Source organism: Granulicella mallensis (genome assembly GCF_014203225.1).
Taxonomy (GTDB): Bacteria; Acidobacteriota; Terriglobia; order Terriglobales; family Acidobacteriaceae; genus Granulicella; species Granulicella mallensis_A.
Map to the genome: position 1 here is coordinate 56652 of NZ_JACHIO010000020.1, position 21181 is coordinate 77832.

Genomic DNA, 21181 nt, shown 5'->3' on the forward strand with positions numbered 1-21181 from the left:
CTATCGAGGATCCACAATCCTTACTCGATATCGAGGTTCCTGAGCCACACGCAAACGGGCGCGATCTCCTGATCGAGGTCAAGGCTATCTCCGTCAATCCGGTGGATGTAAAAGTACGCGCCAGCGGGAAGCCCGAAGGCAGTGAATATAAAATTCTTGGCTGGGACGCAGCCGGAGTGGTGAAGGAAGCAGGCCCCGAGGCTTCGCTGTTCAAGCCCGGCGATGAGGTCTACTATGCAGGCTCCATTGCGCGCCCCGGCACAAACGCGGAACTGCACCTGGTAGATGAGCGCATCGTAGGAAAGAAGCCGCGAACCTTGAACTTTGCCCACGCCGCAGCACTGCCATTGACTACGATCACCGCATGGGAGCTGTTGTTCGATCGCCTGGGAGTTACTCCCGATCGCTCGACCAACTTACTGATCGTTGGAGGAGCGGGTGGAGTGGGATCTATTTTGATCCAACTCGCGCGCAAGCTCACCAGCTTAACAGTGATCGCGACAGCGTCGCGTCCGGAGACACAGCAGTGGTGTCTCGATCTCGGCGCACATCATGTCATCGACCACTCCAAATCCCTGGCGGAGCAATTGCGCGCTCTCGGCACTGCGGAGGTGGAGTACATCGCCAGCCTGACAGCCACCGAGACACACTACCCGGCACTGGTGGAAGTGCTCGCCCCACAAGGGAAGATCGGCATCATCGACGACCCCAAAGTCCTCGATGCCAAGCCACTCAGGCGTAAGGCCGCTTCCCTGCACTGGGAGTTCATGTTCGCGCGTTCGCTCTTCGGCACGCCCGACATGATCGCGCAGCATCAGCTGCTGGATAAGGTTGCAGACCTCGTCGACAGCGGTGTGATTCGCACCACCATTGCCGACACACTCGGCACCATCAATGCCGCCAATCTGAAAGAGGCACACGCACTACTCGAAAGCGGCCGGGCCCGCGGCAAACTCGTGCTGGAAGGCTTTTGATTCGGTTGGTGCAATTGAAGCAAACGATTTAAATGATCTAACTCCAGGAGAAATCTCATGGAAGAAAAGCAAAGTTTCCAGCGCTTCAAACTAAACGAAATCGCACGAGCCTTTCCCGATACGGCCGACACCTTACTGCTGGACACGTATCTGACCGACGAAGAGGCTGCAAGTGCTCGTGTCTTTCGCGTCTATCGAGAGACCCGCCACACTATCATGCAGGCTCGGATGAGTACCTCTACGTTCTATCGGGTAGAGGAAGCTTCTGGATGGGCGACGCGTCGAACGGAGCAGAGTTTGCCCCGGGCGATCTTCTTTTCTTCAAACGCGGCGTCGTTCACGCTCTACCCAGCATCCTGGAAGGACCTGTCGTCTTCTTTTCGGTTGATACTCCCTGGCGCAATCCTACGGACATCATCTTCGTAAATCCTGAAGACGGCACGCCGGAGAGCTTTATTCGTGGGAAGAGCTAAGGAGTGTTATCAAACTGCACTGGAGTGTAGTCGAGCTATGCAAGCCGTTTGTTGAGACACGGATCGGAAGGGCACGGTTTCAACCGTGCCGCAAAAAGTAGCGTTTACAGGCCCTTTCCACTCTGCCGAAGGCCGAAGTGAAGCCCGCAGGGCGCAACGACTGAATTGCCTTCCTTCGTGCGGCCGAGGCTGCACGGGGGGACACATTCGAGGACGTGCCCACCCATTTCGCCACAATCAAAGAAAGCAATTCAGTCGCTCCGGCTACGCCTCTGCTCCAGCCTTCGGCAGAGTGGAAAGAGGCTTTGACCCGCATTTTCCGGCCTGGCTGAAGCCAGGCCCTTCCGATTCGGGGCTCATCAAACTGCTTGCATAGCTCAACTACACTCCAACAATCGTTGGATGACACGCCCTACGCTCTGGCCGGCGAATGCTCTTCTGTAAAGTCAGCAATCTCAGAGCGAAAAATCTGCCAGTTGAATGCCGGGTGCCGTGATCTGAAAGGCGATACTCCATTCCTGGCTCTCCCCTGCGGCAAGCACAGGGGAGAGGTTTGCCCGTTGTGCCCCCAGCAATGTATTGAGAGGCGCAAAGGTAGGCTCAAGAGCCACTGCGTACTGGAGAGGCTCCACGCCAGGCTCGGGCCATCCGCCATAACAGAGCCATAGGCCAAGATAGGGCAGCTGCGCCGCGTCAAAGGATAGGATGAGCCCCTGCCCTGCGGCAGCACGATATAGACCGCAACGGCCTCGCTGCAGCCGATCGGTGTAGAGCATCTCTGCGATTGCAGCGTTACGAGCGCCGACAATGCGAAGATCGATTCCCTCTACAGGTTGGGGCCATGAGATTGCCGTGCCCGGTGCGCCGAGGCGATCGCCAAGAGAGTAATACAGTTCGAGCTCCCGAATCTCCTCCGGCAGTACCACGCGATCTCCCTCAGAGACGGCAAACAGCGGATGGCATGCGTAAAGAAAGGAAACCGGCAACGAGGAGAGATTTTCGACGCGGTACCGGATATGGAGTGTGCTGCCCTCCAGCGAGAGCTCTTTCGAGAACCTCAACGGACGGCTGAATCCTGTTGCCTGGAGCCGCAGGTGTGCGCGATCAGGTGTACCGGTTACGTCCCAGCCAAGCTGCCAGAAGTCGCCGTGGTCAGGAGCGGCCCCGCCTTCGGTCTCCTCGCCGCAAGGTCCAATCGTAGGCAGGCACTCTTCTATACCTGCACACGGCCCGTCTCGAAAGGCTGCCTTCAGGCTGGGCGCAACAGGCGTGCGATCGACACGGGCCTGCGTAAGGAACTCAAGCCCGGAGCGCCGGCTTACCAGCGAGGCAATGCGCCCGCCCTCGGCCGGCAGGACAGTAACAGCAAGCTCAGCATTCTGCAGCAGGCAGGTCTCTGGTTGGCTCATCACTTTCTCTTCCTTTGAATTCCATCAGGCTACCTGAGCGTTATCTCTATCGTCTCTGAAGCTCAGAGGGTAACGGCGCAAACCAATTACGAATACAGACTTTACCAGTACAGCTTCACAGGCTGCGGAAAAAGTCTCCATTTGATCTTTAGGGCCAACGGCCCGTTTCATACCAGCCTGGGGCAAAGCGAATCCGGGTCAACACGCGATAGCGTGGCGGCTCGGGGAGCGACGCCCCAGGTTATGGGCAGAAGTAGAAGTCGAGGGCTGTAAGCCCGGCTCATCTGTGCAGGCACTATGAATCGGGCTTACAGCCCTCTGTTTTTTGTGGACTCTGTACCTGGGGCTACGCTTGCAGCGAGCCAAAATCCGCTCGCTGCTGCGCTCCACCCCAGGCTGGTATGAAACGGGCCTTTGGCCCTAAAGAGCAAAACTCTCTTCCCAGCTAAGAGTTTTCCGCAGCCGGTGAAATCGTAATTTTAGCGAAATCCCCCACATCAGCCTTTTCGATGGATCAGGTTTTTCATACATAAAAGACCAATAGGTAACGTACACGTAATGCGATAAATCATTTGACAATATCAGCCTGAAACGCCTACTGTGATTCCGGTAACGTACACAATAATAGCTCCTTCTTCCGATTCACCAAGTTCGTCCATTCAACTTTGTTCGAGGTATACCACCGTGAAGATTTGCAGCTCTTTGCTCGTCGCCAGCGTGGCTTTCGTCCTTCCCACCCATTCGTACAGCCAGACATCTCCTGTGACTCTCTCTTCTCCCGATCAACAGCTGGTGATGCACTTCAAAACATCGCCGGAGAAGAACAGTACCAATGGCAGCGGGAAGCTGGTGTACTCCCTGGAGTTCCACGGTAAACCCGTCCTCGCCGATTCCGCGCTGGCGCTGGAGTTGGGGGACGAACCGGCGCTGGGCTCCAACGTGCGCATCACGGGAGCTGACCCGGCAAAGGGAGTGGATGACTACACCCTGCAGAACCAGAAGACCAGCAAGGTGCACGATGCCTACAACAGCCTTACGCTGCACGTTGCCGAAGAAGGCGCCAGACATCGCACGATGGACATCGAGGCACACGCCTACAACGGCGGTATCGCGTTCCGCTATGTGCTGCCTGAGCAGGGTTCCGACAAAGAGTTCCATCTGAAGCAGGAGGATACGGAGTTCAAACTCACCACGGATGCGACAGACTGGTTGCTGGCTTTGCCGAACTATCGCAGCAGCTACGAAAGCGAGTATGTGAAGCTGGTGACCTCCGCGCTGAGCAACCAGGGTGGTGTTTCGAGCAACTTCCTGATCGGCCTGCCGCTGCTCATGCACGAACCCGGTACAGCCTGGCTGGCTCTCATGGAAGCCGATATCGAGGGCAACAGCTCGATGTACGTCACCAACCCCTCCGGAAACTGGGCCGGACACTGGTTCGTCTCCAAACTCGCTCCGCGTGCCGATCAACCGGAGTATGCAGTGGTGGGCACTCTTCCGCACCACTCTGCCTGGCGCGTATTGCTGGTAGCCGACGATCCGGGCAGGCTGGTGGAATCGACCATTCAGTACGACCTCAATCCTGCCAGCCGCGTGCAGGACACCAGTTGGATCAAAGGCGGCAAGGCCTCCTGGAACTGGTGGGTGAACGATGTCGATCAAAACAACAAGCCTTCCTTTACAACTGAGAATATGAAGCACTACGTCGACTTTGCTGCGCAGTCCGGCTTTCCTTACATGATGCTGGACGCGGGCTGGTCAGGGCGTGACCTCTCCCACTTGAATGGGAAGGTCGATGTGCCGGAACTAGTGCGTTACGCGGCAACCAAGAACGTGAAGGTCTGGATCTGGTGCTACTCCGAAGCGGTAAAGAACCAGATGAAAGAGGCCTTCCCTGTCTTTGAAAAATGGGGCGTAGCAGGAATCAAGATCGACTTCATCAACCGCGACGATCAGGAGGGCGTGCAGTTCTACTACGACACGGCACGAGAGGCCGCGGAGCACCATCTGATGGTGGACTTTCATGGCACGCGCACGCCCTGGGGCCTGGAGCGCACCTATCCTAACGTGATGAGCTACGAAGGCGTGCTGGGCCTCGAAAACAATAAGATGGGCCGCCGCGACAGCCCGGTGGACAGGTCCGTATTCCCCTTCACCCGCCTGCTCGCAGGCCCTATGGACTACACCCCCGGCGGCTTCAACAATGCGACGGAAGACGGCTTCCTCCCGCAGGACACCAGCCCCATGGTGATGGGCACGCGAGCGCAGCAGCTTGCGCTGTACGTCATCTTCCAGACCCCGATCCAGATGGTCTCCGACAGCCCGCAGATGTATGCAGGCCAGCCCGCCTTCCAGTTCATCAAGGATGTTCCTGTCTCCTGGGACAGCACTCACGTGCTGAATGGAACGCCGGGTGAGTTCGTCACCATCGCACGCCAGCACGGGGACGAATGGTACCTGGGCAGTATGACGAACTGGACCTCACGCACGCTGCAGGTCCCTCTCAGCTTTCTCCCGGAGGGGGAATATACAGCTGAGCTGTATGAAGACTGCGCGGACGCCAACACCAATCCGAAGCACGTCGTGATTCGCAAACAGACCGTGCGCAGAGGCCAGACGCTCACTCTCAAGCTTGCCGAGGGTGGCGGATGCGCGATTCGTTTCCTGCCGCTCAGGAAATCGCGGTAATTCGTATGGAGTCCCTAACTCTTGCGCGACCGAAACTCTGTCTCAAGCTCTTCGTCCGTGTCGATGATAAGGCCGGAAAAGAGCGACAGGTTGCTGCGAAAGATCACATGAGGAGCAAGCCGGATCACAGGATTCGGCTTGTTCTCTTCCTTCAGGTAAGCCAACAGGCTCTCGAAGGCGACCTTCCCTTGCGTGTAGGGCCGCTGGTACATCGTCGCGAGCACCTTCCCAAACTCGATCAGCGGCACCAGCTCCTGGAAGAGGTCCGTCGTAACGATCTGAACCTTGCCCAGAAGGCCGAGTTCATCGAGTGCGCGCAATACCGGCATGCTGTTCGCGGTGCTCAGGTAAAGGCCCTCCGGCCGGTCTTTGCTTTGCATGAGCGTGAGTGCCTGACGGTAGGCCTCCTTAGGCCGTTCGTGGCTCTCGAGAGCGGGCAGCAGCGTCAGATGAGGAGCCTGTACGGCCAGCGTCGCCGCAAAGCCCCGAAGTTTTTCGGCGTGGTCCAGCGTGAACAGCTCACCGCTGAAGACAGCCACATTCGCCTTGCGCGTGAGCTTATGCGCCAGCAGCTCCGCCGCAATTGCGCCACTGACATACGCGTGCGCCGCCACGGAGCCTACCCGGTCCGTATTCGGAGCATCGCTCCCCACGCACATCATCGCCGTTCCGCTGCGAGAGAGCTTTCGGATCAACGGATCGAATTTGCGAGTATCACCCGGCAGAAAAATAATCCCGTCGTAGTGCTGCTGCAGAGCCTTCTCGATCGCTTCGACGTCTCCGACGCCAAGCCGGGGATACTCGTGGAACGTAAGGCTCACCTGCATTCCAACAGCAGCGGCAGCAGCGGCACGAATGCCGGCACGCAGTGGATCGAAGAAGTGCGAGATATGCTTCGGCAGAACCGCGCCGATCGACAGCCGTCGATTCAGCTTGAGCGCCTGCGCCGCGAGGTTCGGCTTGTAGCCGAGCTGCTCGGCCATCTGCAGCACGCGCGCCTTCGTCTTGGCGCTTACACCAGGCCGTTCGTGCAATGCCCGGTCAACCGTGCCAATCGAGATCTTCAGTGCCTTTGCAATATCCTTGATTCCGGCGTTTCCGTTTTGCATGGCCTGCCTTGCGTGGTTTCAACACGAAGATTACCGCACCATTCTCTCATCTCTGCGGTACAGGTGAATCTTGTTCATCGAGGATGGAAAAAGTCATCTTCATCCCTTTGAGCCTCTGAAACCTTCCACCTCTATTTTTGACAGCTTCTTAAGGAGACCAATGAAAGACCGATCGAAGACGAAATGGGGCCTGATCGCCTGTGCATTTCTTGTTTCAACTGGCCTTTGCGCCTCAACCGTAGTGGCCCAGACGGCGCCAGCCACCACCCAATACGACGCTTCGTCACGGGTCTTTCGTATCGACGCCGCAGACAGCACGTATGTCCTCGGCATCAACGAAAACGGTCAGCTGCAAACACTCTACTGGGGAAAGCGGCTCTCGGCGAACGATCCCTTTCCAGCCGCGAAAGCTACGTCCGGTGGGGGCTTCGATCTCTCGACCTCCAACACGCCCCAGGAGTTTGTTAGCTGGGGCGGAGGTCTCACCGTTGAGCCCGATCTGAAGATCACCTTTCCGGACGGCAATCGCGACGTGGTGCTGAAGTATGTCTCGCACCACATCGACGGCAATACGCTCTCGGTCATCATGAAGGACATCTCACGCGAAGTCTACGTCACGCTCGAGTATCAGCCTGACGCGGAGACCGGCATCCTGCGCCGCTCAGCCACCATCGAAAACCGCACCGATGCGCCGTTCACGATCGAGCAGGTTGCGGCAGGCACGTGGAATCTGCCGCACGGCACGGACTACCGGCTGCGCTATCTCACCGGCGGCTGGGCCGCCGAGTGGAATCTCCAGGAGCAGTCCATCCATCCCGGCAAGACCATTCTTGAAAGCCGACGCGGCACCACGGGAGCCCAGAACAACCCGTGGTTTGCCATCGATCACAACGTCAGCACAGACCAGGACGAGGGCAGCGTGTGGTTTGGCGCGCTCGGCTGGAGTGGCTCGTGGCAGATCGCTATCGAACAGGATATGAAGCAGCAGGTGCGCGTAACCGGCGGCCCCAATGCCTTCGACTTCGGATACCTGCTGAAGAAGGGCGAAAAGTTCACTACACCCTACTTCTATGGCGGTTACTCGGCTCATGGAATCGGAGGCGCCTCTCGCTTGCTGCATCGCTTTGAGATCGATTCCCTGCTGCCGCATCATCCCACGCCGAAGCTGCGTCCTGTGCTCTACAACTCGTGGGAGGCCACTGGGTTCGACGTCAACGAACCTGGACAGATGGCGCTTGCAGAAAAGGCTGCGAACCTCGGCGTAGAGCGCTTCGTGATGGACGACGGCTGGTTCGGCGGACGCAAGAACGATCACGCAGGACTGGGCGATTGGTATGTGAACCCGCAAAAGTTTCCGCACGGCCTCAAGCCGCTGATCGACAAAGTGCACTCGCTCAACATGGACTTCGGCCTGTGGGTCGAACCCGAGATGGTCAACCCGGACAGCGATCTCTATCGCAAGCATCCGGACTGGGTGCTGAACTTCCCCGGCCGCCCACGCACCGAGGGACGCAATCAGCTCGTGTTGAATCTCGCCCGGCCTGACGTGCGCGCGTATGTCTACGGCTTTCTCGACAAGCTGCTCAAGGAAAATGACATCTCCTTTCTCAAGTGGGACTACAACCGCAACTGGTCCGAACCCGGCTGGCCCGCTGTTCCGCAGGACCAGGAGAAGAATGTCTATGTCGATTTCACTCGTAACTTCTACTCGATCCTTGCGGAGTTGCGACAGAATCATCCGAACGTAGAGATCGAGTCCTGCTCCGGCGGAGGCAGCCGCGTCGACCTGGGTGTCATGCAGTACACCGACGAGGTCTGGCCCTCCGACAACACCGATGCCTATGACCGTCTGCAGATCCAGAATGGCTTCAGCTATCCGTATACACCGGGAGTCATGATGGCCTGGGTGACGGAGTCTCCCACCTGGGTCAACAACCGCACGCTCTCTCTGGAGTATCGATTCCTCTCTTCGATGCAAGGCTCACTCGGCATCGGAGCTAACCTCAACAAGTGGACGCCCGAAGAGCTCACGAAGGCTACGCAGATGGTGGCACAGTACAAATCCATTCGCGAAACAGTGCAGCGCGGAGAGCTCTATCGCCTGATCACTCCCGAGAACAACAGCGAGCAATCCGTTACGGAGACTGTCTCACGCGACGGAAAGCAGGCAGTCACCTTCGCGTTTCTCCACTCCAGCACCGAGTACTCGTCCTTCCCGCGCATTTTCCTGCGTGGACTCGATGAGAACGCGATGTACAGCGCTCACGCGTTCGCAGGCAAGCTGGCTGGCGATACTCCTGCCCAGGCCAGCGGCGCGTACTGGATGCATCACGGCCTCGATCTCGATCTGCGTGGCGACTTCCAGGCAGCGGCGTTTACGCTGACGCGAAGCAACTAGAGAGGCTTCAATCACACTCAGCCTCGAAAGAACGTTACAGGCACAGCCCAGAGTGGCTGTGCCTGTATTTTGCTTTTGCCTTTCTGGTTGTCATTCCGAGCGCAGCGAGGAACCTGCTGTCTCCCGCTCTTCGTTCGCATTACCCGGAAACATATGGGATAGAGCTGAGGTCTGACTTGAGCTGATCTATAGCATTTGCGGTAGCACAAGCGAAAAACGGGAGACAGCAGGTTCCTCGCTGCGCTCGGAATGACAACCAGAAAGGCAAAGCAAAGACAACCTGCCTTACCCTAACCACCCGTAACACTCGCCTCAATCTGCTCCAACGTCCGCCCCTTCGTCTCAGGAACAAACATCGCCACCAACCCGCATCCAAGCAGGCAGATCAAGCCGTAGCAAAAGAAAATACCGCTGGTGCCAAGACTCCGATTCAAGATTGGAAAGGTATACGTCAGCGCAAACGAGGCCGCCCAGAGCGCGCTTACCGCTGCGGACACTCCATGCGAGCGCACTCGATTCGGAAAGATCTCAGAGATCAGCACCCAGGTCACCGGCGCAAGCGTCAACGCATAGCAGGCAATCGCACTGAGAGTCAGCACCAGCACAGCACTTCCCCGCCATCCAGCCCGATAGGCGAAGGCGCAGAGCAGATGCGAAACTCCAATGCCAACGCAACCAAAGAGCATCATCCAGCGCCTGCCGAGACGATCCACCAGCAGCATGGCAAGCACCGTAAATACCAGGTTGATCGCACCGGTAATCACGATGTTGAGAAGAATATCGTTCGCCCCATACCCGGCGCTGCGATAGACCTCTGCCGCATAGTTGAAGAGCGTATTGATCCCCGTCCATTGCTGCAACACCGCCAACCCAATGCCGACGAGCACGATACGCCGAACAGAAGGCCGCAATAACTCTCGCCACGACGAAGGCTCCGTGTCGGCTTCGGCACGGATCGCCCGTTCGATGCTCTCAATCTCGGCGCTCGCGTAGAGCTGCCCTCCAATACGCTGAAGGACCTCGCGGGCATCCGTCTCACGCTCGCGCGTCAACAACCAGCGAGGGCTCTCAGGGATGAAGAGAGAGGCGATCGTGAAGACGATGGCAGGAGCAACAACCGCCATGAACATCCATCGCCAGCCATATTGGACATTCCACGAATGCAGAAGAACGTCCGCGGACAGGTTGGCCGGCACAGGCCTGGCGATCAACCAGTTGACGATCTGTGCCAGCAGAATTCCGACGACAATCGCGAACTGGTTCAGGCTGACCAGGCGGCCGCGAATAGCCGCAGGGCTGATCTCCGCAATATAAAGCGGAGAGACATTGGAACTAAGCCCGATGGCCGTGCCCCCAAGAATGCGCCACACGATAAAGCTATTGAACGAGTAGGCCCACCCCGTAAGCGCAGAGGAGACGGCAAACAGCACAGCCGAAACCAGCAGCACGCGACGTCTCCCATACCGGTCGGCAAAGAAGCCCGCCGCCAGCGAGCCAATCAGGCAGCCTACCAGCGCACAGCTATTGGCCCAGCCCACCAGTGCCGGTGAAGTCAGGTGAAAGTACTGTTCGTAGAACTGCCGCGCGCCGCCGATCACTACCCAGTCGTAACCGAAGAGCAATCCGCCCAGGGCAGCGACGATCGCGATGCCCCAGACGTAGGTCGTGCGTTCAGCGGGCGTGGAGGCAGACTGCGCCCCTGTGATCATCGGTCCCTGCATTGCTTCACCTTGTGAATGTCTTTACCAGATCGATAGCGCCTGTATGACTGCGGTCCAGCTCCTGGACCTGCTGGAGCAGACTCAATGCCTTCTGTTCTTCTCCCAGCCCCAGCATAGCCTGCGCCTGCAGGAAACGCGCCGTAATCGTCTGCCGCTCTTTCAGGTCTTCGTCGAACAGCAGCATGGCAGGTAAGGAAGTTGCGAAGTAGTCGATCTTCGGCGTCTGCCCTTCCAACGAGCGCGCATAGTCGAAGATCCGATGAAAGAGTGCCGCTGCGTCCTGCTCGCGATGGAGCTTACGAAGAGCCATGGCACTCCAGTAAGTCGTCTCCGAGATGGACTGCACCTGCATCTGCTGGAAGTCGCCCTTCTGATTGGCCGCACGCTCCCAATGCGCGACAGCTTTCTCCCGATCGCCACCTTCGGCATAGGCCACGCCGAGCCAGTAGTCGATCATGCTCAGATTCATGAGCAGATGCTTGGCCTCGCTCAGACTATGAGGCGGATTCCAAGCAGCCTGCAACGATTGCAGCGCACCCTGTGCGTCGCCTGCGTGCAGCGCACGCTGGGCAAGCAGGATGTAGGCGCGAACGTACTGTGAGAGCACGAGTCCCTCACCGCCCTCCCAGGGCTGGAACTGCCGTGAGAGCAGGATCGCCAGCGCCTTCTCAGGCTGCACCGTGCTGTTGTACAGCGAAGCCAGTTCGACCGATAGATCGTCGCGCTTCTCTACAAGCTCTCTCTGCGCTTCAAGGAGGGATAGCCGCTGTTCGAGCGATTCCCCCGTGCGCTTGAGTAACTGGTCCTCCTCATAGAGGATGCGTGCGTCCTGCGGTGCGCGGGCGCGGGCACTCTCAAAGGCCTTCAACGCACGCGCGCTGTCATGCAACACGTTGTAATAGCCAAAGCCAAGATTGCGCCATGCTGTTGGAAACGACGGATCCAACTCCGTCGCACGTTCCCAGAGCGCAATCGCCTCCTGGTAGCGGCGGCGATCGTAGAGCAGGTTGCCGAGATAGTACGGAGCCCTTGCATCCTCCGCATTGGCAAGGATGGCGTTCTGCAACAGGACCATCTCTTCCAGCCGGCTCGGGAAGACATAGTCCGAATCAGCCGTCGCAGCCTTCCGGTAGATCTCCAGGCTCTCCTGCTTGCGCTCCAGTCGCTGTAGCACCTCTGCCTGCGCATAGAGCAGCAAGGCCTCGGTGCCATCCTTCACGGTCAAAGGCGGAGTCGACAACACCGCGAGGGCCTCCTCCAGGAGGCTCGCCCGCATTAAATCGAATGCCAGGTCGAGCCGCTGCTGCCCCACTGCAGGCACCTCATTCTTCGCCAGCAGACGGCTGAAGATGTCCAGCGGATCAAGCGCCCGTGTCTCATCCAGAAGCGCAGCCGCCTCTTCTTTGCGGCCAAGTCTACTCAGCACAACAGCCTTCAAGTTGCGTGCGTTGAGATTGTCAGCCTCCGCGCGCAGTGAACGGTTGAGGTGCTCCAGCGCCGTCTTCCACTCATGGCGGCTGCAGTCGATCTCAGCGAGGCGATGATACCCAGGCCCACGCCAGGCTGCATTCCAGGTGCTCTTATACAGCGCCTCGTACGCCTCGCCTGTACGCTGCCGATAAAGCAGTGTTACGCCGAGGTTGTAGTGAGGCTCGCCATCGTACGGATTCGGATTGCGCCGTGTCAGCCGCGCAATCGATGCACGCAGATATTTTTCCGCCTCTTCAAACTCACCTCGCCGCAGATGCCAGCGGCCAAGCGCATGGTTGCAGCGGCTGTCACCGGCATCGCGGCGGATAGCCTCGATCCAATACGTCTCGGGCGACCGCGTCGGATGGCGGTACTGCTCGAGGTGAAGCCCGTTCAGAAAGAGCTCGTCGTTGCTGGCAACGTCCTCCGGCAGTGGAGGTTCGGTAGCAACATCGCACGACTCCACCGGAATGATCTCCGCAGGAGCATACCGTAACAGGACATCGTCTCCCTGCTGCAGCAATACCTGCAGAGAGCCCGCGGCCGTGCCCGTTAAGAAGTCGTGGTGCCAGGGCTCCTCCGCGTTCAGGTCTCCCTGCCAGCGGTCGATCTCCTTACCCTCCAGGCGCACAACGATCGTGCTCTGCGGTCGCGCATTCGTAACCTGCAAATGCACACGCACACCTGCGTCTGTTCTTTCGACTCGCAATGCCGCATCGAGATTCGCGAGATCGGGCACGCCGATATCCCCAATGGGATACCAGAACTGGCTGAAGGTCTTCGTCTCGCCCGGAGCAAGGAAAGAAAAGTCGGGCTGGTTATCGGTGTAAACGCCCGACATCAACTCAACATACGGCCCGTCGGAGTCGGTGAGGCTTCGATCCCACGCATAGCCGAAGTCGTGATTGCCCCACGTCCACTGCTTCTTGCCAGGGGCAATGCAGTGGTTAGAGATGGCCACCGTGCCCGCCCGATGCTTGTGGTCGTAACCACCGAAGAAGTCACCGCGAGAGCCGACAATCATGTAACTCGTAGGCACCGGAATATTGGCATACCAACTCAGATCGTTCGGAGCATAAGACCCATCCGGAACAAAATTGCTGGGCTCTTCTTCCTTCGGCACCCCATGACGTGCGCGCTCGCCATAGTCAATGCCATAGTAAGAACCCCGGCTCAGCGGATACTCCGTAACAGCCCGCTTCGCATGGTCGGCGGCAAAACGAACGTCCTGCGGAAAGAACGACTGGTACTTCTCATGAACGCGGGTGGCTACATTCGCCCACCACAGGAAGGTCTGCGTATCCTGCGTACGGTTGTAGAGCCGAACGCGCACCTCAAGAAACGCCTTGCCAGGACGAAGGCACAGGCCGTGCATCCCCTTCATGTGCGCCATCGGATCGTGATCGGAACACCAGACAGTTACCGAGCCATCGGCATCGCGTTCGATCGACACCTCGACCGGCATGAAGGTCGCCGGGCGATGGTGCTGGGGCCAGTTGAACTCCACGCCCCCCGACACCCACGGACCCGCCAGGCCGACCAGCGCCGGCTTAATGACATTCTGCCGGTAGAAAAAGTCGTAGCCATTTCTCTTATCGACTCCGATGTGGATGCGGCCACCGATCTCCGGCAATACCATCAGGCGAATAAATTCGTTCTCCAGATGGACCGCCTTCCACGCGTGCGGATGCGGTTTCGTCTCAATGAAATCGATGACGGGCAACGGGTACACACGGCCGCTGCTGCCCTGGTACACACGTTTCTCCAGGAAAAGAGGATTTTTATCCGGAGGCGCAGGAGTATAGGTGAGCATCGTCACCGGCTCCTCCCACACTTTGACGGGGCCTTGTTCAGATACAGGCGCGATCGGCAGCTCCAGCTTTGCCGCAGCTACACCCTCGGCGCGCCCCTTGTTGTCGATGATCTCGTCCAACACCATGTGTTCTCCAGGAATGGCTTCCGTCCCCGCCTGAGCAGCGGGACAAGATTCCGGCTTCGACTATACGTCGTACCGACTGTGTACGTTACCGTAAAGGACTTTTGAGCAGATTACAAGCTACTCTCAGGACTTTACCGAATTAAGATATTGACCCTCTGCGAAAATACTCCAACAAATCGACTTCGCCTGCCACAGGGTTGCAGCGCGTTTCATTCGCTACAGCCCGTAAACAAACACTAACGTCCGGAACGGACCACATGTCCCTCTGCTTGCGGTGCGAACGCGTTTGCCAGCGAGATGATCTTCATCTCCGACTTGATCTGGTTGAGCCCCGCATCGCTCTTGATATGTAGCCGTACAGCTTGTCCCGGCAACAGATCGACGTAGTTGTCCGATAGCTGAGCATCCAGATGATCGAACGAAATAAACACGCTTCGCGCCAGTACGGCCGATTTCAATTCAAGATCATAGCCAGTGCCATCCTTTGTCAGAACGGTGTTGATGTCCGGTTGCGGCAACTTGATCTGCTTCGTGGGCGCAAAATAAACAAGGTTCGAAGAGGGTGTCTCACCCTCAGCAGAAAGTTCTACCGAAGCAAAAACCTTCGTCAGGTCCACACTCTTTCCGTCCTGCTCCTTCAAGTCTGCCAGCGGAACCTTGAGATAGACCGTTGAAGCCAACGGCGCCACATCCACCGTCTGCTTGATCTCTTTCACGACACTGCCATCGAAATGCATAATCCGAAGATGGAGGTTGGCGGACTCGGATTTCGTCCTGTCAGAGACGACATAGATCGCCAGCGTACCGTCTTCAACGTGTGGCGAGACCAGTACCGGCGCATAGAATCTGCGTGCGTAGTATTGCAGGGCCTTCCAGCGTCCGTAGTAGTCAATGCTTGCCCATGAGGCCACAGGCCAGCAGTCGTTAAGCTGCCAGAAGATCGAGCCCATCGTCTCAGGCCGCTTGCGCCGGAAGCTCTCCGCACCCACCTTGATGCCTTCCGCCTGTAGGACCTGGCTGGCGTAGAGGAAGGACGGGAAGTCCTTCGGCTCGCCATAATAGCGCGTCATGTAATCGTGGATGATCTTGTTGCCATCATTATTCTTTTGATGGATCAACATGACCGGAGTGAAGATACTGGTCCGATCTTCAGGCAGGGTAAAAGACTCCACCGACTTCAATTCCGGAAAAGATTGGAAGCCATACTCTGAGACGAAGCGCCAGGGACGTTTTTCATACTCGCTAAAGTCCGCATTCCCGTGCCACACCGTCCAGTCGTGATTGTCGCCACTCTGGTAGGTATCGCTGAGTTCTTCGTAGTCGGCACTAGGCGAACTGGGCCAATAGGGCGTCTGCGGATCTACACGCGCAACGGTCCGCGCGAGAATCCCGCTGAACTCCGTAAGGTAATCCTCCCAGATACGCTCGTGCACCGGGGCTGGGAGTTGTCCGTTCCCATTCCAGTCCCGCAGTAACTCGGTCTCATTGTTACCCGACCAGAGAACGATGCTCGGATGGTTGCGGAGGCGCGTCATCTGATACTCCGCCTCTTGCTCAATATCCTGCTTGAACGCGTAGGTGCCAGGCTGCCAGTTATTGCCGAACATAAGATCGTGCCAGATCATCAGTCCCAGCTCATCGCACTGGTCGTAGAACTCCTCCGTCTCGTAATATCCGCCGCCCCACAGGCGAACCATGTTCATGTTCGCGTCCTTCGCCGACTGTAGGATGCGCCGATAGTTTGCGCTGGTAACCCGGCTCGGAAAGCTATCGAACGGAATGACATCCGCGCCCTTGGCGAACACGGGAATGCCATTGACGACAAACTCAAAGGAGCGTCCCCACTTATCCAGGTCTCGCCGCAGGACCACCGACCGCAGACCGGTCTTTGCCTCCTTGGCATCGAGCTCGCGACCATTCTCCTTCACCGAAACATGAAAGTGATAGATAGGTTGAGCCCCATAGCCTGACGGATACCAAAGCTGCGGATGAGTAATCTCTATCGGGATCGAAATTCGATTATTCCCAGGAGTAAGCGTTACAGCACGATCCGCATGCAGCTCCGTCTTGCCTGTGCCATAGCTGATGCTGACCAGCGCTTTGATCTGGCTGGAAGCCAGAATATCCGTATGGACATCCAGGTGTGCGGAACCTGCCGCTATATTTTCCTGCTCGACGAAGATATCGTCTACACGCGCATCATCCCACAGCTCGAGATAGGCAGGCCGAAATACTCCGCTAGTACCGAAACGCGGTCCCCAGTCCCAGCCAAACTCATAGACAGCCTTCCTGATATATCCCTTGGGGTCGGTGTGGGTGCGTGAGTGCCAGGGATCTTTTTCCGCTACAGCTTCCGCGGCCTTCATGGGTGCTGGAAAAACGATTTGCAGTTCGTTCGAGCCTGCGCGAAGCAGCGGCTTAACATCGATCCGCCATTCGCGAAACATATTGTCGGGAGCAGCGACACGTTGCCCGTTAAGAAAGATCGTGCACGCCGTATCGAGTCCTTCGAACACCAGCTCTATGTGTTCGCGCGACAGGACTGACGGTGTCGCACGGATAGAAGTTTGATACTCCCAGCCTACCTTCTCGATCCATTGCAGCTTGGATTCATTGTCTCGATAGAAGGGATCTGGAATCTTGCCGTTATGGAGGAGGTCCAGGTGAACATCGCCCGGTACTGTTGCCGGAAACCAGCCGCCATCTGCGCGAGGTGGCGTGCTATCCCGGCTCGCCGCCAGGCCATCATCCGGCAACTGGCGAACGGTCCACTGACTGTCCAGAGGAACTCGTACCCGAGGTCGTGCCTCTGTCGCAGCCCAGGAACTCGGGGCAACCAATGCACAGGTAAGAAGACAGAGAAGCACTCGACCGCGACTGACCATTTATATCCCTTCAGCATCAAGGTGGAAGATAGGCGCAATTGAGATCCATGAGCAGACTCAACAGGTACCAGCCATCATAATTCAGGACTGGAGCTTCACCCTCAATAGCGTATAGCTTGCAGCGAGGCAGGACGAAGGGCTAAAACATACAGTTCCCTTCGTCCCTTAAAGCCCTTCCCTCGCTGCAATCGCCATTCTCCTTCGGTTAGAACTCGTACTTCAGTGAGAGCTGGAAGAATCGAGCATCTGGAGTATTGTTCTGGAACGTCTTGGCTCCCGTGATCTGTCCGCCAGTCGAGTTATCACTCGTGTTGGAAGGGTTCGCGAGAGTGGGGTGATTGAGAACGTTGAAGGAGTCAGCACGGAACTGGAAGTACTGTTTGTGCCACGTAGTGAAGTTCTTGAAGATCGACATATTCACGCCATAGTATCCAGGTCCATAAATCTGGTTATCCCTTCCACCGAGATATTGAATTGCCGTTGCAGCATCCGTGATCGGCGTAGTAATAAGGCTGCCGGACAGAGGGTCTGCAAAGGAGCACGGGTTGTAATAGTTCAACTTCGTCCTGGTTTCAGTGGGGCATCCGGGGCCTCCACCAGAGGCAAAAGGATTCGCGATCTGAATCGCTCTTCTCGTATCCGTTGATCCAGCCGGCCCACTATTGCTCGCGCTGACGGTAAACGGGGTTCCACTCTGGGCCGCGAAGGTCAAGCTGCTGGACCAACCACCAACAACACGGTCCAACAATCCCGAACGATTCAAGAACGCCTGTCCTCTGCCAAAAGGCAGAACATAGTTGCCATTCAGCGTGAAGCGATTTCGAACGTCATAGACTGAATTGGTGTACTCCTCAATGATCGGAATAATCGCCCGTTGCCGGTCTCCGATTCCGGTTGAGAGTCCGCCAGCAGAGCCGGTGTCATCCAGTGAGTGCGCCCAGGTGTAAGTGGCCAGAAAGCTCAAGCCGTGAGAGGCCCGCTTCTCCGCCTTCAACTGCAGTGAGTTATAGGTGCTTACCCCGCCATAGTGGATCGTGCCGACGCCACCCAGATCGGGAAACGGCTGCAATTGCTGCGTGCTCGTGCCGGCCGGATAGAGCGCGCGAACAGTATTCGGATCGATATAGGTACCCAGGTGGCGTGAGACATTTCCAACATAGCTGATGGTTGTCGCTATATTGGTCGATAGCTGCTGTTGGAATGACACGTTGTAGTTCATCGTGTACGGGGTCTTAATCTGGCTATCAACAGCATGGAAGCCGGGCGTATTGACAGCATCCAGAATGCCGTTGCCAAGATAGGCTGACAGACCTGTCTCCAACGTAGTTCCATTCGAAGGGCAATTACCCAACGTACAGGATTTGGGGTTGATATTGATCTGCCCTCTGAAAGGGAAGTTATCCCCCAGATTGTTGCCACCATTGCTCTCCAGGCCGCCATAAAAAATACCAAAGCCGGCGCGAAGCACTGTCTGTGGGTCCACCTGATAAGCAACTCCCACTCGCGGCGCAAAGTTCGTCTTCTGGCCTGTTGCCAGACGTTCATTGTCGACGTATTGAATGCCGATATGGTCCTTAGCCAGAATCCCCGGGAAGACGCTGCCAAGAGAAACTGAGTTCTGAATCTTCTTGGGCAGGATCAAAGTGCCGGATCCAGTCCCTACTCCAAGAGAGCCCTCGTCAGGAACAAAGTTCTCCTGGCTACCGGAATTTTCCTTGTAGGGCTGATAGTAGTCATACCTCAACCCCAGATTGAGTGTCAGCCGTGGGGTCAATTTCCAGTCATCCTGAAAATACGCAGAGTTATACCACAAGGCATCGTTCACGTTCGGAGCGTCGGAGATGGCAGAGGTGTTGATCTGGTCGGCAAGAAAATCCGCCACGCCGGAGCCCGTCGTCGCGCTCACAGCAGGATCGCTGGTGTATAGGCCGGTAAAGTAATAGTTCCCGAGGTTTGACGGAGCGTACCTGTAGAAGAACCGAATCGCCTGGAAAGATACACCGGCCTTCAGAGAATGGTTACCCACTGTCTTCGACACGTTATCGAGGATCTGGTAAACGTTCTGCGATTCATTCGACGTGCCCTGCGAGCCCCAACTGTTGATGCCATAAACAATTCCGAGCGGCAAACCGCCCTCGTTCGGAGTGAAAGGAATACCACCCAGACCTAAAGTTGGAGCCAGGTCGACATTCGCGTTTGGCTGAAGAAAGGAGAACCGTCCCGCATTGAAACTAAAGCGGAATTCATTAGTGAGTGTGGGGGTGAAAAAATGTGTTTCGCTGCCGACGAAATTCTGCGCCAGATTGACGTCGTTTTGCCCACCATACCCTGTGCCGTCAAGCGGATCTCCAAGAAGAAGTCCGTTCACTGTAATCTGGTGCACATAGCTGTAACGTGCATAGGCCTGGTCACGAGCACTGATGTTCCAATCCAGCCGCTGGTCCCACTGATAGGTATCGTTGTGCGTAGGAGTATTGACCGTATAGTTACTTGTAGTCCTCCCGTTATTCGTGTTGGCTACGGGATACAGGTTCAAAATATGCTGGGCCACCGCGTTGATTTGTCCCGGGCAGAACACATTATTTTGACCATTACAGGACAACTTATTAGCTGCGCCCCCTCCTGAGTTCGGTTCATAAAGTTGAACACTTTGGCCATTCAGGTTTGAGTTGAGAAGCTCCGAAAAGTTACCCTGCCGCTCAAGAGCCGTAGGGACGCTAGCCGTATTGGGATGGCTGTAAGCAATTCGATTGGCTTCTGTATCGCCAAAATAGAAGAGCTTGTCTTTCCAAATCGGTAACCCGAGTGTGGCTCCGAATTGGTTCTGATGATAGGCCGGGATACTGAGTGCATACCAGTCTTTCGCATCCAGGTCCGTGTTGCGGACATACTCCCACAAGCTTCCGTGAATCTGATTCGTACCCGATTTGATGCTGGCACTCAAAACAGCGCCGGCAGAGTGCCCGAACTCCGCGCTGAAATTGCTCGTCTGCAGACTGAACTCCGACAGGGCATCAGGCGGGGGACGAACAACATAGCTGGATCCATTCAGGAAGTCGACCAGGTTGGTATTGTTGTCGACGCCATCCAGGATGAAATTGTTTTGCGATGTCCGCTGGCCGTTCGCGACAAAGTCGCCCGTGCCTGAACCTCGAGTGTTTCCAAAAGGAGGCGCGACGCCCGCGGTCAATTGAGCGATATAGACGAAGTTACGGCCATTCAGAGGCGTGTTGTTGATGGTCTCGCTGCTGATCACCTGCGCCACTTCGCTGGTCTGAGTCTCAAGCAAGGGGGGAGCGGTCGTGACGGTTACAGTTTCCGACACAACACCAGGCTGAAGGGCGATGACGATATTCAGCCTCTGTTGAGCATCGAGGTGAATGTTTTCCTGCATGGTGGTCTGAAAGCCCTTCGCTGTCGCGCTAACCGTATAGTTTCCGATCTTCAAAGGCGAAAACACATAGACGCCGCTTCCATTGGAAGTGCCTTCCAGTACCAGTCCCGTGTCGATGTTCCTCACAACGACTTTAGCCGCGGGAACGATCGCGCCTGTGCCGTCTTGTACGACACCTGTAATAGCGCCCTGGTCCACCTGGGCCATTGCCCTCTGGCCGGTAAACGTCAGGGCCAGCAGGAAGATCAACAACAGCGAATAATATCGGGCTCGTGCAGAACTCTTCTGCGATTTCTTTTCCGTCATCTCAGTGCTCCTTCTATCCATCCATCTCGTTTTCTTTGCTCTCATAACCTTTGGCCCCTCGGAATCGAATATTCAATTGGTGGAACACTCAGTAAGGCGCAAGAAACCGCTGGCCCGCCGAACAGGCGAACTGTGAGCGATGGCTTGTAGACCCATCCACGAACTTCGTGTACGTTACCGGAAATCCACACTAGACGCCTGCACAATGCATTGTCAAGCGGGAATCGTCTCGCCTATGAAAAATTCCTGCCCCGGCGCTCAAAAACACTCTCGTCTCCCGGTTAACAATGAAAGACCAGGGAAAGGGGTATCGGAAGATAACGGCCAGAGGCATGGCCATCCTTTCCGTGTACGTCCACCGAAAACAAAACCCATGACCTCTCCTGTGCGGATGCGATCTGGACAGGCGAAGCAAAAT

General features: G+C 56.8%; 9 protein-coding genes and 1 pseudogene. 4 read left to right on the top strand and 6 right to left on the bottom strand.

The genetic code is table 11. The features are described 5' to 3' along the window. Positions 1-2 precede the first annotated feature (2 nt). Together HDF15_RS20225 and HDF15_RS26005 are read left to right on the top strand one after the other, a co-directional pair. Positions 3-974, top strand: a complete 972-nt coding sequence (locus HDF15_RS20225; RefSeq protein ID WP_311733163.1) for a zinc-binding alcohol dehydrogenase family protein — start codon at positions 3-5, stop codon at positions 972-974. Positions 975-1234: 260 nt separating this feature from the next. Then, a pseudogene (locus HDF15_RS26005) lies at positions 1235-1447 on the top strand (cupin domain-containing protein); the annotation flags it as partial. A 455-nt stretch (positions 1448-1902) separates the two neighbouring features. On the opposite strand, the gene HDF15_RS20235 reads toward HDF15_RS26005, so the two are convergent. Then, the gene (locus HDF15_RS20235; protein ID WP_184258857.1) at positions 1903-2856 is read right to left on the bottom strand and encodes an aldose epimerase; all 954 of its coding nucleotides are present in this window, start codon (positions 2854-2856) and stop codon (positions 1903-1905) included. 684 nt (positions 2857-3540) lie between these two features. Here HDF15_RS20235 and HDF15_RS20240 point away from each other — a divergent pair. Next, on the top strand, positions 3541-5541 hold the full coding sequence (locus HDF15_RS20240; protein WP_184258859.1) for a glycoside hydrolase family 97 protein: 2001 nt from the start codon (positions 3541-3543) through the stop codon (positions 5539-5541). A 14-nt stretch (positions 5542-5555) separates the two neighbouring features. On the opposite strand, the gene HDF15_RS20245 is transcribed toward HDF15_RS20240, so the two are convergent. After that, on the bottom strand, positions 5556-6650 hold the full coding sequence (locus tag HDF15_RS20245; RefSeq protein ID WP_184258861.1) for a LacI family DNA-binding transcriptional regulator: 1095 nt from the start codon (positions 6648-6650) through the stop codon (positions 5556-5558). 160 nt (positions 6651-6810) lie between these two features. On the opposite strand from HDF15_RS20245, the gene HDF15_RS20250 reads away from it, so the two are divergent. Then, positions 6811-9048, top strand: a complete 2238-nt coding sequence (locus HDF15_RS20250) for an alpha-galactosidase (RefSeq protein WP_184258862.1) — start codon at positions 6811-6813, stop codon at positions 9046-9048. A gap of 290 nt (positions 9049-9338) precedes the next feature. On the opposite strand, the gene HDF15_RS20255 is transcribed toward HDF15_RS20250, so the two are convergent. The 4 genes from HDF15_RS20255 to HDF15_RS20270 form a co-directional block, all read right to left on the bottom strand. After that, a complete protein-coding gene (locus HDF15_RS20255; RefSeq protein ID WP_184258864.1) occupies positions 9339-10769 on the bottom strand; it encodes a sugar porter family MFS transporter in 1431 nt (476 codons plus the stop codon). 4 nt (positions 10770-10773) lie between these two features. Beyond that, positions 10774-14178 carry a DUF5107 domain-containing protein gene (locus HDF15_RS20260; protein ID WP_184258866.1) on the bottom strand — a complete coding sequence of 1135 codons (3405 nt, stop codon included), beginning with the start codon at positions 14176-14178 and terminating at the stop codon, positions 10774-10776. Between the two features lie 236 nt (positions 14179-14414). Then, complete coding sequence (locus HDF15_RS20265) at positions 14415-17063, bottom strand: glycoside hydrolase family 2 protein (protein WP_184258868.1); 2649 nt, start codon at positions 17061-17063, stop codon at positions 14415-14417. A gap of 205 nt (positions 17064-17268) precedes the next feature. Beyond that, complete coding sequence (locus tag HDF15_RS20270) at positions 17269-20763, bottom strand: carboxypeptidase regulatory-like domain-containing protein (protein ID WP_184258870.1); 3495 nt, start codon at positions 20761-20763, stop codon at positions 17269-17271. Between the last annotated feature and the right edge of the window lie 418 nt (positions 20764-21181).

Excerpts from the sequence above, each read along its gene's own strand:
- HDF15_RS20235 (WP_184258857.1), bottom strand. The coding sequence starts at position 2,856 with ATGAGCCAACCAGAGACCTGCCTGCTGCAGAATGCTGAGCTTGCTGTT.
- HDF15_RS20245 (WP_184258861.1), bottom strand. The coding sequence starts at position 6,650 with ATGCAAAACGGAAACGCCGGAATCAAGGATATTGCAAAGGCACTGAAG.
- HDF15_RS20250 (WP_184258862.1), top strand. The coding sequence starts at position 6,811 with ATGAAAGACCGATCGAAGACGAAATGGGGCCTGATCGCCTGTGCATTT.
- HDF15_RS20255 (WP_184258864.1), bottom strand. The coding sequence starts at position 10,769 with ATGCAGGGACCGATGATCACAGGGGCGCAGTCTGCCTCCACGCCCGCT.
- HDF15_RS20260 (WP_184258866.1), bottom strand. The coding sequence starts at position 14,178 with ATGGTGTTGGACGAGATCATCGACAACAAGGGGCGCGCCGAGGGTGTA.
- HDF15_RS20265 (WP_184258868.1), bottom strand. The coding sequence starts at position 17,063 with ATGGTCAGTCGCGGTCGAGTGCTTCTCTGTCTTCTTACCTGTGCATTG.
- HDF15_RS20270 (WP_184258870.1), bottom strand. The coding sequence starts at position 20,763 with ATGACGGAAAAGAAATCGCAGAAGAGTTCTGCACGAGCCCGATATTAT.